At 59.0% G+C, this 14,829-nt stretch carries 14 protein-coding genes and 1 pseudogene; 10 read left to right on the top strand and 5 right to left on the bottom strand.

What is annotated here, in order from left to right; genetic code table 11:
• Positions 1-37: 37 nt before the first annotated feature.
• Together AC1MEW_RS24250 and AC1MEW_RS24255 are read left to right on the top strand one after the other, a co-directional pair.
• Positions 38-352 (top strand): annotated as a pseudogene (locus AC1MEW_RS24250) (hypothetical protein); the annotation flags it as partial.
• 14 nt (positions 353-366) lie between these two features.
• Positions 367-795, top strand: coding sequence for a nuclear transport factor 2 family protein (locus AC1MEW_RS24255; protein ID WP_480423834.1), 429 nt, complete (start codon positions 367-369; stop codon positions 793-795).
• 149 nt (positions 796-944) lie between these two features.
• Here the strand turns inward: AC1MEW_RS24255 and AC1MEW_RS24260 are convergent, their stop codons facing one another.
• Positions 945-2,159, bottom strand: a complete 1,215-nt coding sequence (locus AC1MEW_RS24260; protein WP_480423836.1) for an MFS transporter — start codon at positions 2,157-2,159, stop codon at positions 945-947.
• A gap of 182 nt (positions 2,160-2,341) precedes the next feature.
• Positions 2,342-2,731: an ester cyclase gene (locus AC1MEW_RS24265; RefSeq protein WP_322268177.1), complete on the bottom strand. Its 390-nt coding sequence runs from the start codon at positions 2,729-2,731 to the stop codon at positions 2,342-2,344.
• A gap of 138 nt (positions 2,732-2,869) precedes the next feature.
• Between AC1MEW_RS24265 and AC1MEW_RS24270 the strand changes: the two genes are divergently transcribed.
• The 4 genes from AC1MEW_RS24270 (at position 2,870) to argE (ending at position 6,659) form a co-directional block, all read left to right on the top strand.
• On the top strand, positions 2,870-4,216 hold the full coding sequence (locus tag AC1MEW_RS24270) for a flavin-containing monooxygenase (protein WP_480427326.1): 1,347 nt from the start codon (positions 2,870-2,872) through the stop codon (positions 4,214-4,216).
• 34 nt (positions 4,217-4,250) lie between these two features.
• Positions 4,251-4,667 (top strand): RidA family protein, encoded by a 417-nt coding sequence (locus AC1MEW_RS24275; protein ID WP_201202981.1) that lies wholly within the window; start codon positions 4,251-4,253, stop codon positions 4,665-4,667.
• A 166-nt stretch (positions 4,668-4,833) separates the two neighbouring features.
• Complete coding sequence (locus AC1MEW_RS24280) at positions 4,834-5,511, top strand: DUF1028 domain-containing protein (RefSeq protein WP_480423838.1); 678 nt, start codon at positions 4,834-4,836, stop codon at positions 5,509-5,511.
• Positions 5,508-6,659, top strand: coding sequence for an acetylornithine deacetylase (gene argE, locus AC1MEW_RS24285; RefSeq protein WP_480423840.1), 1,152 nt, complete (start codon positions 5,508-5,510; stop codon positions 6,657-6,659). The genes AC1MEW_RS24280 and argE overlap by 4 nt, the downstream gene beginning before the upstream one ends.
• Positions 6,660-6,674: 15 nt before the next feature.
• Here the strand turns inward: argE and AC1MEW_RS24290 are convergent, their stop codons facing one another.
• On the bottom strand, positions 6,675-7,586 hold the full coding sequence (locus AC1MEW_RS24290; protein ID WP_480423841.1) for a LysR family transcriptional regulator: 912 nt from the start codon (positions 7,584-7,586) through the stop codon (positions 6,675-6,677).
• Between the two features lie 369 nt (positions 7,587-7,955).
• Between AC1MEW_RS24290 and AC1MEW_RS24295 the strand changes: the two genes are divergently transcribed.
• A complete protein-coding gene (locus AC1MEW_RS24295; protein ID WP_323570547.1) occupies positions 7,956-9,371 on the top strand; it encodes a purine-cytosine permease family protein in 1,416 nt (471 codons plus the stop codon).
• 84 nt (positions 9,372-9,455) lie between these two features.
• Here the strand turns inward: AC1MEW_RS24295 and AC1MEW_RS24300 are convergent, their stop codons facing one another.
• Entirely contained in the window at positions 9,456-10,328 is an 873-nt protein-coding gene (locus tag AC1MEW_RS24300; RefSeq protein WP_201257327.1) for a DNA/RNA non-specific endonuclease, read from the bottom strand.
• Positions 10,329-10,614: 286 nt separating this feature from the next.
• Positions 10,615-10,944: a hypothetical protein gene (locus AC1MEW_RS24305; RefSeq protein WP_201257328.1), complete on the bottom strand. Its 330-nt coding sequence runs from the start codon at positions 10,942-10,944 to the stop codon at positions 10,615-10,617.
• A 291-nt stretch (positions 10,945-11,235) separates the two neighbouring features.
• Between AC1MEW_RS24305 and AC1MEW_RS24310 the strand changes: the two genes are divergently transcribed.
• From AC1MEW_RS24310 to AC1MEW_RS24320, 3 genes are all read left to right on the top strand, one after another.
• The gene (locus AC1MEW_RS24310; RefSeq protein WP_480427328.1) at positions 11,236-13,719 is read left to right on the top strand and encodes a hypothetical protein; all 2,484 of its coding nucleotides are present in this window, start codon (positions 11,236-11,238) and stop codon (positions 13,717-13,719) included.
• 66 nt (positions 13,720-13,785) lie between these two features.
• The gene (locus AC1MEW_RS24315; RefSeq protein ID WP_480423842.1) at positions 13,786-14,271 is read left to right on the top strand and encodes a GNAT family N-acetyltransferase; all 486 of its coding nucleotides are present in this window, start codon (positions 13,786-13,788) and stop codon (positions 14,269-14,271) included.
• Positions 14,272-14,395: 124 nt separating this feature from the next.
• Positions 14,396-14,614: a PLDc N-terminal domain-containing protein gene (locus AC1MEW_RS24320; RefSeq protein ID WP_201257331.1), complete on the top strand. Its 219-nt coding sequence runs from the start codon at positions 14,396-14,398 to the stop codon at positions 14,612-14,614.
• The last annotated feature ends 215 nt before the right edge of the window (positions 14,615-14,829 follow it).

Raw genomic sequence — 14,829 nt, forward strand, 5'->3', positions numbered from 1 at the left:
CCCTGGTGCCTGAAAACCGATATCGCCTCCGGTAACGGGCTGGAAACGTTATTTTTCAATGCGTGCCCGTTTCGTCAACCTTCAGCCTGCACAGGTCGCAGCGGCCCTGTTGGTCGAGCCGCAAGGCGTATTTGAGTGGTGGGCCGCGTCGATGCACCATCGTGATCTCGATGACAACACCTCGGAGTTGATCTACACCTTTAGCGTACATTTACGGTCGCGTTAGCTGGAATGGTTGCCCGACTCGCTGGCCAACCGTCTTTTCGAACATGAAACCCGCCAGCGCTTTGTCGCGATGGCTGAGTCTTTACGGGCCAACGCGCACCGTTTGACGCTTGCAGAACAACAATAAAACAGGAGTTGAAAATGTCTGAACTGAACTTGCACCCCAACGCCGCGGAGTCCCTGAAGCAGTGGCACCACATGATCAGCACCGGGAACTTGAAAGCCCTGCCCGAATTACTGGACCCGCAAGCGGTGTTCCGCTCGCCCATGGCGCACACGCCTTACCCGGGCGCGAACGTGGTTGCGATGATTCTCGCAACAGTGCTCGACGTCTTCGAGAATTTTGAATACCACCGCGAATTGGCGACGGCGGACGGGTTGAATGTCGTGCTGGAATTCAGCGCGACGGTTGGCGGCAAAGAGCTGAAAGGGATAGACATGATCCGGTTCAACGAAGAAGGAAAAATCGTTGAATTTGAAGTCATGGTCCGTCCGCTGAGCGGCTTACAGGCGTTGGGCGCAGAAATGGGCCAGCGTCTTGGCGCCTACCTGACCGCCAGTAAAGCCTGATCGATTTCTATCATCCCTGTGGGAGCGGGCTTGCTCGCGAAGGCAGTGTGTCAGTCATCATCAATGCTAAAGACACACCGCCTTCGCGAGCAAGCCCGCTCCCACAGGGGGTCGTGGGTACTTCAAAAAGTGTATCTGCCCCTTTTGCTCTAAGCCTGGCTTTGACTCAGGCCACTATTGCGGTCCAGCCCCCGCTGCACACACCAGGCCAATGGCAGTGTCAGCAACAGAATCGCCGCCAGCGTCATCACCGCTACCGGGATCCCGGTAGCATCCCCCAGGCGCCCAAACAACACCGGCGCCAGCGCCCCGCCACCGATGGTGCCGGTGTAGAACAGTGCGAAGGCGTGTTCACGTTTGTCTGCATTCGATAACTCCGGCACCACGCCGTAGAGCACCGACGATGTGCCGTTCAACGCCAGCCCTAGCAGCGGCAACATCACCATCATGCTGGTCAGCGGCAAATACACCGCCAGAACGATCAATAGTGCGGTCGCGGATTCCGTCAGCCACACGGTTTTCATCATGCCGATCCGGGCGCCCAGGTAGCCGCACAGCAACTTGCCGAATGCGCCGCCCACGAATAACAACGCCAACGCCAGACCGATACCCGCCGTCCCGGCACCTTTACTCGTCAACAGAAAGGGTAAGAAGGTGAGAAACCCCATCCGTACCGCGCTGTCCAGGATGCCGGTCACCAGCAGTGCCCGCAACCCGCCGACCGAGCCGTTCCCGGCCGACACCTTGGGGGCTTTCTTCAAACGGGAGGCTGGCACGCCGCGCGCCGCAATTAACCACCCCAACAACCCGGCTGCAGCCAGGCCCAGCAAACCCATCAGCGTCACGCTGGTGCGCCAGTTGACGACCGTCAGCAATACGCCGACCAGTGCCGGTATCAGCATCTTGCCGATGTCGCCGGCAAAGTTGTATTGCGACAAGGCCTCCTTGACCCCGCCGCCCGCCTCGAAAGTATCACTGACCATCGAAGACGCCAGTGGATGCTGGGTACTCGCGCCCAACCCACCCAACATCAGGGCCAGCAACAGCAACGGCAACCCATCCGCCAGCCCCACACACAGATAAGCCACCCCAACCAGTGCTGTTCCGCCCACCAGCAGGCGTCCGCGCCCCCAACGTTTGGCCGCACGGCTCGCCAACAGCTGCATGCTGGCCATCACCCCGGAATAGGCGCCGCGCAACAGCCCGACCTGCGCGAAGCTCAGGCCAAACTGCAACTGCCAAAGGGGCAGCAACACGTAGATAACGTCGGTCAAACCATCATGCACGGCGTGCGCGCTGCAAGCCGCCAGTAAAGATCGGCGACGCATGGAGGCATCGGCGGGTTGTGACGCGGGCAAGGACATTCCGTTGTTCAGGTCGGTCATCGTAGGGTGGTACTGATCAGGTTGATTGAAGGGCCAATCTAGCAGGCCTGATCTTTAAACGACAAAGGGGCAGGTTTACTTTCTCGAAAATAAGCCAGTCCCCTTTTAAAGGATCATCCCATAGGGGTTCGTGGGTACTTCGAAAAGTGTATCTGCCCCTTTTAAATAATCTGCGCCTGGACCGCAGCCTTGTCGATGACTGACCAGACGTTGCAGATCCTTGCGTGCTTGAACTCATAGAACACGTTTTCGGTAAAAACCACTCGCCGACCATTCACCTGTAGGCCGAACAACTCCCCCACTGGCGTGCAATCGAAGCACAGCCTGGCGGCGATATGCGGCGGGTCGGTTATAAGGCGGTCGATCACAAAGTGCAGATCGGGGATCGAGCGAAAATCGCGTTCCAGCATCGCCCGGTAACCGGACAGCCCGACGCGCAGGCCGTTGTAGTGCACGTTTTCATCGACGAGTTGACTCAGGGCTGGCCAATCCTGTCGGTTGAGGCAGTCGATATAGGCGCGATAGGTGTCGCTGAGTGCGTGCTTGTTCATGGCTCACTATCTCCCTTTAAACCTTTTCAATCCTGAACCATACGCTCTGCCTCCGTTATTTATGCTCAGTTCCCAGCTTAATAATATTTTACCGATACCAAGGTGATCCCTAGTCTTTAACCCAAGAGATGGCAGGCCATAACCGACCTGACTCCCACTTCGAAGGGTAGAGAGATGACCACAGAAACAATAAAAACAGACACCTTGATTGTCGGCGCCGGTCAGGCTGGCGTGGCCATGAGTGAGCACTTGAGCGAACTCGGAGTGCCGCACCTGGTGCTCGAGCGTAACCGCATTGCCGAGCGCTGGCGCACCGGGCGCTGGGATTCGTTGGTGGCCAATGGTCCGGCCTGGCACGACCGGTTTCCGGGCCTTGAGTTCGACGACGTCAGCCCTGACGGCTTTGCCCCGAAAGAGCGAGTGGCCGACTATTTCGAAGCCTATGCCAAGAAGTTCAAGGCGCCGATTCAAACGGGCGTCGACGTGCTGAAAGTCGAGCGCAATATCGGTCGTCCGGGCTTCACCATTGAAACCTCTAGGGGTGTGATCGAAGCCAGCCGCGTGGTGGCCGCGACCGGGCCTTTCCAGCGTCCAGTCATTCCGCCGATTGCGCCGAAAGACGCGCCATTCACCCAGATCCACTCCGCCGAGTACCGCAATCCGCAGCAGTTGCCTGAAGGCGCTGTGCTGGTGGTGGGCGCCGGGTCGTCGGGGGTACAGATCGCCGATGAACTGCAGCGTTCTGGCAAAAAGGTTTATCTCTCGGTCGGCGCCCATGACCGCCCTCCTCGCGCCTATCGCAACCGTGATTTTTGCTGGTGGCTGGGCGTGCTCGGTGAGTGGGATCAAGCGGCCATGAAACCCGGCCGGGAACACGTGACCATCGCGGTCAGCGGTGCGCACGGCGGTCGTACGGTGGACTTCCGTGGCCTGGCCCATCGCGGCATGACGCTGGTCGGCCTGACTCAATCGTTCAACGGTTCCGTGGCCACCTTCCAACCGAACCTGGCCGACAACCTGGCACGCGGCGATGAAAACTATCTGGCGCTGCTCAATGCTGCGGACGCCTACATCGAGCGCAATGGCCTGGACCTGCCGCAAGAACCTGAAGCCCGCATCACCTTCCCGGATCCGGACTGCGTGACGAACCCGATTCTGGAACTCGACCTGGCCCAGGCCGGCGTGACCTCGATCATCTGGGCCACCGGTTTCGCCACGGATTACAGCTGGCTGAAGGTTGATGCCTTCGACGAAAACGGCAAACCAAAACATCAGCGCGGCGTTTCGAGCGAGCCAGGCGTGTATTTCCTTGGTCTGCCATGGCAGTCGCGGCGCGGTTCTTCGTTTATCTGGGGTGTTTGGCACGACGCCAAGTACGTGGCTGATCACATCGGCATCCAGCGTTCGTACCTCGACTACCGCGATGCAGAGCAACGCGAAGCGCAAGCCGCCCCGCTCGCCCATAAAACCACGGTCAGCGCTTAAGCGCGCCACGTCGAATTCTTTTCAGGAGCTGCAAATGTCCACGCCAACCCACACCCGTATTCGCATGTTCAACACCAAAGAAACCTACCCGAACCAGAGCCTGGACAATGACCTGTGCCAAGCGGTCCGGGCGGGCAATACCGTTTATGTTCGTGGTCAGGTCGGGACCGATTTCGAGGGCAAACTGGTCGGCCTCGGTGACCCACGGGCGCAAACCGAGCAAGCCATGCGCAACGTTAAACAGTTGCTGGAAGAGGCTGGCAGCGACCTTAGCCACATCGTGAAAACCACCACTTACCTGATCGATCCGCGTTACCGCGAGCCGGTTTATCAGGAAGTGGGCAAGTGGTTGAAAGGCGTGTTTCCGATTTCGACCGGGTTGGTGGTGTCGGCGTTGGGGCAACCGCAGTGGTTGATGGAGATTGATGTGATTGCGGTGATTCCTGAGTAAACACCGGTAGACCGCGTCGCGGCATTCGCGAGCAAGCCCGCTCCCACACTAGATCTCCAGTGGGCACAGATTTATGTACGACGAAGATCAAATGTGGGAGCGGGCTTGCTCGCGAAGGCGCCCGCACAGACGACCATTTCGCCAAGGCAAAACAAGGAGCAAAACCATGACCTTCTCCATCGCCGCCCGCTGCCCCGAAACCGGTCAGCTCGGCATCGCCATCAGTTCCTCCAGCATCGCCGTCGGCGCCCGCTGCCCGTGGCTGCTGCCCGGCGTTGGCGCCGTTTCCACTCAAAACATCACCCTGCCATCCCTCGGCCCGGAAACCCTCGCCCTTATTGAGCAAGGCCTCGCGCCTGCCGAGGCGCTGGACAAAGTCCTGACCCGCAACGGCTACAGCCAATATCGCCAGATCACCGCCATTGACCACCTCGGTCGCACCGCGCACTTCAGCGGCGCGCAAACCCTCGGCAACCACAACGCGGTCTGCGGCGAACAATGCGTCGCAGCCGGCAACATGTTGGCGGATCGTTCTGTTGTAGAGGCGATGGTCCGGGCATTCGAACAGGGCGAAGGTCAACTGGCCGATCGCTTGCTGGCGGCAATGCAAGCCGCCATCGTGGCGGGCGGCGAAGCCGGGCCGGTGCATTCGTCGGCGATGGTGGTGGTCGGCGAACTGACCTGGCCAATCATCAACCTGCGCGTCGATTGGGCCGATGAAGACCCAATCGGCCAATTGGAACATTTGTGGGACGCCTATCGCCCACAAGTTCAGGACTACATCGACCGCGCCCTCGCCCCGGACAAATCCCCTGGTTACGGCGTCGCCGGAGACGACCGATGAGCCACAGTCGCGATTTGCTGAAAACGCTGGTGGCGTTCGACACCACCAGCCGCGAATCCAACCTGCACCTCATCGAGTTTGTCCGTGACTACCTCGCCAGCTTCGATGTGCCGTGCGAACTGGTCTACAACGAGCCACGCAGCAAGGCTAATCTGTTCGCGACCATCGGCCCGGCGGATCGACCGGGCATCGTGCTGTCGGGGCACACCGACGTGGTGCCCGTCGATGGCCAACCGTGGACCGTACCGCCATTCGAACTCACCGAGCGCGACGGCAAGCTATACGGGCGCGGCGCAGCGGATATGAAAGGCTACATCGCTTGCGTACTCGCCCTGGTGCCATCGTTGGTGCAGGCCTCGCTGCGGCTGCCGGTGCACATCGCGCTGTCGTACGATGAAGAAATCGGCTGCCTCGGCGTCCGCTCATTGCTCAAAGTGCTGGAGCAGCGCCCGGTCAAACCGATGCTCTGCATCATTGGCGAGCCGACCGAGCTCAAACCGGTGCTCGGCCATAAAGGCAAACTGGCGATGCGCTGCGACATTCATGGTGAAGCCTGCCATTCGGCGTATGCGCCGCTCGGGGTTAATGCCATCGAATACGCCGCCGAACTGATCGGTGAGCTCGGGCGCATCGGCCAACGACTCAAAGCCCCCGAGCTTCACGACGCACGCTTCGATCCGCCGTTCAGCACGGTGCAAACCGGAGTGATTTCTGGCGGCAAAGCCTTGAACATCGTTCCCGCCGATTGCCGTTTCGACTTTGAAATCCGCGCCCTGCCCTCATACGACCCAAGCGATGTCGCGCAGGAGCTGAAAGCCTACGCCGAACAACACGTTTTGCCGCGTATGCGTGCCGTGAGTGATCAGAGTGAAATCCGCTTCAGCGAGTTGTCGGCGTACCCCGGTTTGGCCACCGATGCGCACAGCGAAGCCGCTGAGTTGATCGCTGCGTTTTCGGGCTCTCGGGAGTTCGGCACAGTGGCGTTCGGCACCGAGGGTGGCCTGTTTGACGCTGCCGCAATTGCAACAGTGGTTTGCGGTCCAGGCAGCATGGATCAAGGCCACAAACCGGACGAGTTTGTCAGCGTTGAGCAACTGAATAGCTGCGACGCCATGCTGCAACGGATGCTGCTATCGATCTGCTGCTGAGGGTTGGCCCGACGCTCAGGTATAGAGTCGGGCCAGTTCTTCCTGGCAATAATCGACGAACAACTGCACCGGTTTGGTCAGCTGCGACCTTTTCAACCATGCCGCCGATAATCCGGAACCGGTCACGGTTTGCGCCAGCGGTACGCACACCACTTTTTGCCCGTCATAGGTGTAGGGCGAAAACGGCTTGGTCACCAGGATCGAAAAGCCAAAACCGCGCCCGACCATCCCGCGCACCATCTCGATTGAAGGCGAGCTGAACACGATGTGCGGCGTCAGCCCGCGCTCTTCGAAGATACTGACGAAGTAGGTCCGGCTCGGCACCACGTCGAGCAAAATCATTGGCTCCAGCACCAGGTCGTCCAGCGACACTTTTGCCTGTTGCGCAAAACGGTGATCGGCCGGCAGCAACGCGTAAGGCTGCTGCGGCGGCATCAGCGCAACGGTCTCAATCGTGCTGTCCAGATCGTGTTCAAACAGCATCGCCACATCGATGCTGCCGGCAGTCAGTGCATGCACCAACTCCTGCTGCTCGCCGTCGCGAATACGGATTTCCACGCCGGGCCAGCGTTCTTTGAAACCGGCGATCAGGCGCGGCAGGTACAGCGGCGCCACCGTTTCGAAACAACCAATATCGATCTGCCCCGCCACCACGTCGTTGTCCGCCAACGCGTTCTGCTCAAACTCGTGCGCGACCCGCAGCAACTCCAGCGCCTTGCGGTAAAACCGCGACCCGCTCGGCGTCAGCGAAACACCCTGGGCGTGATGCCGGATAAACAGCTGCACGCCGAAGCTTTCTTCCAGGTGTTTGATCGCCGTCGACACCGACGGCTGGGCGATATAGAGCTTGCGCGAAGCTTCCGCCACGCTGCCGCAATCGGCGGTGGTGACGAAATAGCGAAGCTGTCGCAGGTTGTAAGCGGCCATGCGGACCTCCAGAAAACATCGGGGTGCACCCATATGCTGTTGTGGCGAGGGAGCTTGCTCCCGCTTGAGTGCGTAGCACTCACAAAATCTACAATCGATCCCGGATTTGGGGGCCGCTCCGCAGCCCAGCGCGAGCAAGCTCGCTCGCCACAGGTCCGTGTCAGACCTGAAGATTTTGGGCAAATGATCAACCCAGAACATACCGGAGCCGCCAAAACCCCGGGCATATATTTTTTAAGGTTTGAAGCAACAAACTTACTAATTTATCTATCCCGAAGCATTGCACATGATCACTCCAACAAGAAAAGCGTCGCTCACGTGGCGCTCACCGAAGTACGTACACGTACTCATATTGCCTTGGAGTTCGTCATGGTCACCTCCGCAACAACCTCCGCCCCGCTGATCGAGAAGCACACGATTGGCTACGTCCCACCGCAAGATCGCCATGGAAAGGTCCGGGACTTGTTCACCCTCTGGTTCGGCGGCAATATCGCGCCGCTGCCCATCGTCACCGGCGCCCTCGGCGTGCAACTGTTTCACCTGAACCTGGTGTGGGGCATCGTCGCCATTCTGGTCGGGCATCTGGTCGGCGGCGTGCTGATGGCGCTGCACTCGGCGCAAGGCCCGCAAATGGGCATTCCGCAGATGATCCAGAGCCGCGCCCAGTTCGGCTCCCTCGGCGCACTGCTGGTGGTGCTGATCGCCGGCATCATGTACATCGGCTTCTTCGCCTCCAACATCGTCCTCGCCGGCAAGTCCCTGCACGGCGTGGTCGACAGCGTGCCGGTGCCGGTGGGTATCGTCATCGGCGCCCTCGGCTCGGGCATCATCGGCATCATCGGCTACCGCTTCATCCACGTGCTCAACCGCATCGGCACCTGGGTGCTCGGCGCCGGCATCGTGCTCGGCTTCGGCTACATCTTCACCCACGTGCAGACTGCCGACTTCCTCACCCGCGGCAGCTTCAACATCTCAGGCTGGCTGGCCACCGTGTCCCTGGCCGCACTTTGGCAGATCGCCTTCGCACCGTACGTCTCCGACTACTCGCGCTACCTGCCGGCCAATGTGCCCGTGGCCTCGACCTTCTGGACCACGTATCTGGGCACCGTGCTCGGCTCCAGCCTGTCGTTCATCTTCGGCGCCGTCGCGGTCCTCGCCACGCCCGTCGGCATGGACACCATGGACGCGGTCAAACTCGCCACCGGCTCCATCGGCCCGTTGATGCTGTTGCTGTTCCTGCTCAGCGTCATCAGCCACAACGCCCTCAACCTCTACGGTGCCGTGCTGTCACTGATCACCCTGGTGCAGACCTTCGCCTACCGCTGGATCCCTACGGCAAAAAGCCGCGCCGTGATCTCGATCATCGTCCTGGGCGCTTGCTGCTTCGCCGCCGTCGGCGCCTCCGCCAACTTCATCGGCCACTTCGTCGACATGGTGCTGGTGCTACTCGTGGTGCTGGTGCCATGGACCGCGATCAACCTGATCGACTTCTATGCGATTCATAAAGGTCAGTACGACATCGATTCGATCTTCCACGTCGATGGCGGGATTTATGGCCGCTACAACCCGCAGGCGCTGCTGGCCTATGCGATCGGGATCGTGGTGCAAATTCCGTTCATGAACACGCCGCTGTACGTCGGGCCGATCTCGGCGCACATCGATGGCGCGGATTTGTCCTGGGTGGTCGGGTTGCTGATTACGACGCCGTTGTACTGGTGGCTGGCGAGTCGGGACAGCGCGTATAAGCGTCGGTTGTCGGGTGGGAAACTGGCGATGGGTGTGTAAGGGATAACGCGCACCGTTCAAGCAAAAAAAACCCGCACTCGGTTGCGGGTTTTTTCTGTTCTTTTCAGGTAGTTCGTCAAGCCATCAAGTGCGCCCTACGGAACCGGTAACCGGTAGATTGCCCAACAACTTGAGCCCGGTACTTTTCACGAAAGTATCGTAGTCCATCGGCTTCTCGATACGGGTCTCAGCGTTGGGTAGTACGTAGGCCCAGGCGCGCTTGGAGGATACATCGTAAACCAGCTTGAACAGGCGAGTCGGCACCCAGACCTTGTTGTCGCCGATGGTGGCGTGGCCTTCATCAAAGAGCGGGCCGGTAAAGACAAACACATTGCCATCGGCGCGCTTGGCAAACTTCCTGACGTCAGCCTCGACCTTGCTCCAGATCTTCCGGTTGTTGGTAGGGTCTTGCGGCACCATGTTCGACAGCGCAAAGGACTGCGCCATGGCATTGGGGCTCGGTGCGTCGGCGGCCGGGGATTGGTGGCCACGGTCCACGGCCGGGTGCTGGCTGCGGTAATCGCTCAACTCGGCCCGAGCACCCTTGGGGATGCGTGGGTCCGGGTAGAACTGGTTGGTGCGCTCCTCCCCTTTGGCGTCCTGCAACTGAGCCGAATTAAGGCGTTCGACCACGACTATCGGCGTCTTGCTGGTTTGCGAGTACAGCACCGCGAAGTTGTCGGAACACAACGCCAGGGGTTTCATGGTTGCCGGCACAGTGCCCAGATTGATCGGCTTCGCTGCCGGGAACAGATCGGCGCAACCGTCAAACGATGCCTGTTGCTGTTTGCTTGAATAGAGGTCCAGGGCCGCGTTCTGGCTGATCGAGCCCGAGTGGGACGCGTGTTCCTGATGCTCGGTGGGCGGTTTGAGGAGATCCAGCAGACCGCGGGCTTGCGCCCCGGACGAGAGCAAAACAAGGGCCGACAGCCCAACTGCAATTTTGCGTAGGTGCATGCTTTAAATTCTTCGAATTGGATAGAGGGGAATACGTACGGCGAGTCCCGATTCACGGAACCAAGTGGCGGTGGTTTCTGATTACATGGCGGCGAGCATGCTTTTACTGTCCTTGATCTAAATACCGATGCGAGTCGCACGACCGCTGATGGTCGTGCGGGATTTATTGACCATGACAAGTCACTTTAGTGCTGGGTGGCGTTTGCATTCTGATCGCCAAGACTCGTCGAGGGAGGTTCCTGCCCGCACGGACCTTACATGATGAAGTGGCTTCGGCTGGTCACGACTACTTGGGAAACATTCCACACAGCCCATACCCTTCGTAAATCGGAGAAAGACCGCCCAGGAACATTAGCGGGCCGCAGGCATAAAAAGGCGACGTCAAATACTGCCCTTGGTGAAGCGTGCACACCGGCAATTGCAAGGGAATCGGCACGATCACCGCCCAAAGCGTGACCCCACACCACGCCCGCGTGGTCAAGTCGGGGGATGTGTAGCTTGTGCGCTCTTCCGGCACCGAGACCATCACGCCGACGCAGCCAGTGAGAAACAGAAACAAGGTGGTGATGGCGATGATTTTCTGTGTGTAGAACGGGAGGCGTAGCGTTGGTTTCATCCGTAAATCCAATCGTTGGGCAATGACAGTCGGCAGACCTTGCCGAATCAGGTTGAGACCGACCGCAAGATCGTCAGGGCACAAAATAAAACCATTTGTTGCAGAGTTGCTGCCAAAATCACCTGACGCGGAACAACGTTTCAGACGCCCCCAATAATCAGTCCCATTAAACCTTTATGGCATCTGTAAAGGCGGTGGCAATGACTATGCCTGTCGCATCAAGCATTACCCATTGGTAGGTCGATAAACCATTCAGCCCATTTTTGAAACTGCCCATCTATTGTCGAGGTCCTGGTGCCCCACTCTTCCGATCAACGCGCTGACGAAAAAAACCTGCCTCGATTACTGCTCGATCTGCTTTGGCAAATCGCCGTGCTGTTGATCCCGATATTCCTCGTAACGGTCATACCGTTGCTCTGGGCGCTCGGTGTGGTGCTGGTTTGTGCTGCCTTAATGTGGCTGGCGGCACGGGCAGGTTGGCTGAGAACCGGTCGAGGGTTTGCCAGGCTCATGACCTCTGCCGCAATAGGTCTGGGTTTTAATCTGGGCCGGGCGTTGCCGCAATACTGGGACATCGCCGGGGCAGCGGCTGTGATGTTTTCCGGGCTGGCGTGCGTCAGTCATCTGGAACGACGTTTTGGCCTTGTCGATAAGACGCAGGCCAAGTCGTCGGCGAAAAAATCAGGTGGTCAGTCTTCCGGCGGCGCCAGTGCCTGGGGTGGGGATGAGCCCCGACAGACACCCGAGGGGGAGCCCATCCGCGTGTTCAACTACAGTGAAATCGCCATGGGCGGGCCGGTCCTGTGCGATTACCTGTTCCCCGATGGGGTGCTGCTCCAGAGCCTTGGGTCGTCGGCTCGCTTCTCGAATGACGGACGTTATTTCGCCGCACCGTTACCCTCGCGCCAGGCATGGGGATTGGTGATTCTGGATCGTCAACTGCGTCAGCTCTACCAGTGTTCGTGTGATGAATTTTGGGAACTGGATGCCTTTAACGACGACACCTTGAGTGGGCGTTACAGCCCTTTGGTCGACAACGGTTCACGGGAGATCAGCCTGGAGCAACTGCTGACGACGGCAGAAAAAATCAGCCTGGTAGCCGTTGCTGACCTTTGGCTTGAGCCGGGTAACTGGCAGAAAAACCTTGCACGCGAAACGCTCCTGAACACCTCCCCCGATGGCAAGCAACGCCTGGGCGGGACTCTGGCGCTGCCGGCCAGCCTGCGCGAACTGCCACAACCTTGCGACCCGCTGAGGAATCCGGAATACCGTGTGAGCCTGAACGGTGAGCCCACTTCATTGTTGATCACGGCCGATACCGCCATCATCTGGAATCCCGATAGCCGCTCTTTCGCTTGCCGTGCACGGATGGATGATGAGCCACCGCAAGCCCTCGACTACTGGCTCTGGCACGCAGACCGAGGTTGGCAAACACTGCCCTGCCCGTGGACACCCGCCGACAGCGAACCTTCCATGGGTTGGAGCGAACCCCTGGCGCTGGATGACCACCACCTGCGGCTAGCGTCCTACTTCGACTACCCGCAGCCGGATCGCGGTCGCTATGGTTACGGCTTGCACAGCGTCCACAGCGACTGTGATGCTCAGGTTGGCCACGACTCGAATGGTCGAATTCAGGTCGCGGAGCGGCAACTGACTCGCGTGCAATTGGCTGTGCCACTGACGGGTGATGGGCAGCGCGGCGCGACGATGGTCGAGTCGGCACCCTTGAGCGGTAAAACCCGGGCTCAATTTACTTGGCAGCAAGACAACAGCCTCGGGCTCGGCGGTTATAGCTGCCGGATTGGCGACTGGGCGTTGCCAGGGGTTTGGCTGCTCGATCATCGCGTGTCAAACACCGGGCGTTACATTGCGTTGATACCGTTCGCCCTGCCGCCCGCCACCGCAGGTCATGTGGTGGTGGCGGACGCACAGGAACGGCAATTGATGAACAGCCCACCTCTATTGGCTGCACGATTGTTGGATTTTCGTGGACTGAAACTGAGCGTGGCGGTGATTCGCGGTCGCCTGAATCAGGATCGGCAAAGCACTCCGTTGCAGCGCTTTGATCAGGCGCCACCCGAGGCGGACGATGCCGCTGAGTTTTGCCAGTACCGACAGGACTCGCGACTTTACTATGAGTGGTGTGAGCTGATTGTCAGCCATCACGGTCTGACCGCCCTCCCCGACTGGCGCCTGGTTAAGCAGCCGCAATCGGCGATAGCCGATGGTAACTTCATCCAGCCAGCCCCGAAGGATAAAGATGCCGCGTGGCTGTTCGGCTGTGAAACCGAATACGCCGACAGCTGGCTGCGCGTCCAGAGCCCACGCCTCGGCGGGCATCTGCTGACGGCGTCTGGTTGCGCCATCAGCGATCTCGCGCCTTCGATGATCTGGTCCGAGGATGCCCGTTATCTCGCGCTGACTCGACTTCATACCGACGTCGACGATGATCATGGAGGTCGGATGGCATGGCAGATCTTGCTGTTGGATGTCCAGGCGCGAACCTTGAGGCATTCACCCCAGTGGCTGCGCAATCGACCGCAATTTGAAGGTTTTAAAGCCGAGGTTTTGAAGGTGCGTTTGTTTGAGCGCGACTGGGAAGCCGAGGATGACAGAGATCGCGGCTCGGTCACGGTGATAACGCTGAGCGACCTGCTGGCAATCCCCGCCGAAGACCTGTGCCCGAGCGCTGGCCTTTGGCTGACGAAAGATCAAATGGGTAATGCCCAAGCGTGGCAGGCGTTGGATACATCGGCGCTGAGTGATTGGTGCTAGTCACGCTTTAAAATTTACAAAAAAATAGATCTGTCCCCTTTTTACCCACTCCCATTCAGGAAGGTCATGGACATTCGATTCACGGAAGAAAAAGACTGGATGCTGTTGAAGCACGTCCGCCTCGCGGCACTGCTGGACGCGCCGACGGCGTTCGGTGTGAGTTATCAAACCGCCGCTAATTACACTGACGAGCAATGGAAAGAGCGCGCCTCTTCAGTCACCGGAACGCAGTTCTGGTTGGCCCTCAAGGAAGACAAACCAATCGGCATGATCGGTGCCGCGGTCAGTCAATCGAATCGCTATAACTTGATTGGAATGTGGGTTGAACCTGCTGAGCGGGGCTCTGGCGTGGCCACTCAGCTGGTTGAGGCAGTTAAATCTCGCGCGATTGAAAAAAGCCACGAACACGTTTTTCTGGACGTCGCTCCGGACAACGCAAGAGCTTCGAACTTCTATCTAAGGCAGGGTTTCAACTTCATCGATGAATGGGAACCGTTAGCCAGTCACCCGCACATCAGGGTTCAGACAATGCTCTGGCCTGTACCGAGCTGAGAAACAAACGAGTCTGTTTGCTGTACGCGCCAAAGCGCGAGGCGTTGGTGGAGCTTTGCACCGCAATAAAATGAACCCTGCCCGCGACCGGCCGCCTAACTGAATGACTATCAGGAGGTGGCTAATGCAAATCGAAACGATCTGGATCGTACTCGCCGCAATTCTTTTGCTGGTTGAATTGTGGGCGATCAACAGAGTGGTCAAAAGCACGGGGAAAGTGGACAACAAAGGCGTATGGATCGTGGTGATCGTGTTCGTGCCGTTGATTGGGCTCATCCTGTGGGCCTTCGCCGGACCGAAGCACGTTGCGCACGACCCGCATTCACCGCAGGCCAGGCAATAACCCGATACCGATCTGAGCACTGCGAAAATTCAAAAGAACAAAGCCCCGGTGATTCGGGGCTTTTTTATTTCTACCTGACTCGCCAAGCGACCTGCCATCCCACAATCGGCGTAGGAACTGCCGAAGGCTGCGATCTTTTGATCTTCACGTCCGAAAAACGCGTAGGAAACCCCCCGCTGTGATGAAGGAGCTTGCCCTCGCTGGGCAGCGAAGCA

It is taken from the genome of Pseudomonas sp. ASL4, from assembly GCF_056680395.1.

Coding starts and splice junctions, on each gene's coding strand:
- AC1MEW_RS24255 (WP_480423834.1), top strand. CDS start 367: ATGTCTGAACTGAACTTGCACCCCAACGCCGCGGAGTCCCTGAAGCAG.
- AC1MEW_RS24280 (WP_480423838.1), top strand. CDS start 4,834: ATGACCTTCTCCATCGCCGCCCGCTGCCCCGAAACCGGTCAGCTCGGC.
- AC1MEW_RS24300 (WP_201257327.1), bottom strand. CDS start 10,328: ATGCACCTACGCAAAATTGCAGTTGGGCTGTCGGCCCTTGTTTTGCTC.
- AC1MEW_RS24265 (WP_322268177.1), bottom strand. CDS start 2,731: ATGAACAAGCACGCACTCAGCGACACCTATCGCGCCTATATCGACTGC.
- AC1MEW_RS24290 (WP_480423841.1), bottom strand. CDS start 7,586: ATGGCCGCTTACAACCTGCGACAGCTTCGCTATTTCGTCACCACCGCC.
- AC1MEW_RS24305 (WP_201257328.1), bottom strand. CDS start 10,944: ATGAAACCAACGCTACGCCTCCCGTTCTACACACAGAAAATCATCGCC.
- argE (WP_480423840.1), top strand. CDS start 5,508: ATGAGCCACAGTCGCGATTTGCTGAAAACGCTGGTGGCGTTCGACACC.
- AC1MEW_RS24320 (WP_201257331.1), top strand. CDS start 14,396: ATGCAAATCGAAACGATCTGGATCGTACTCGCCGCAATTCTTTTGCTG.
- AC1MEW_RS24275 (WP_201202981.1), top strand. CDS start 4,251: ATGTCCACGCCAACCCACACCCGTATTCGCATGTTCAACACCAAAGAA.
- AC1MEW_RS24260 (WP_480423836.1), bottom strand. CDS start 2,159: ATGTCCTTGCCCGCGTCACAACCCGCCGATGCCTCCATGCGTCGCCGA.
- AC1MEW_RS24315 (WP_480423842.1), top strand. CDS start 13,786: ATGGACATTCGATTCACGGAAGAAAAAGACTGGATGCTGTTGAAGCAC.
- AC1MEW_RS24295 (WP_323570547.1), top strand. CDS start 7,956: ATGGTCACCTCCGCAACAACCTCCGCCCCGCTGATCGAGAAGCACACG.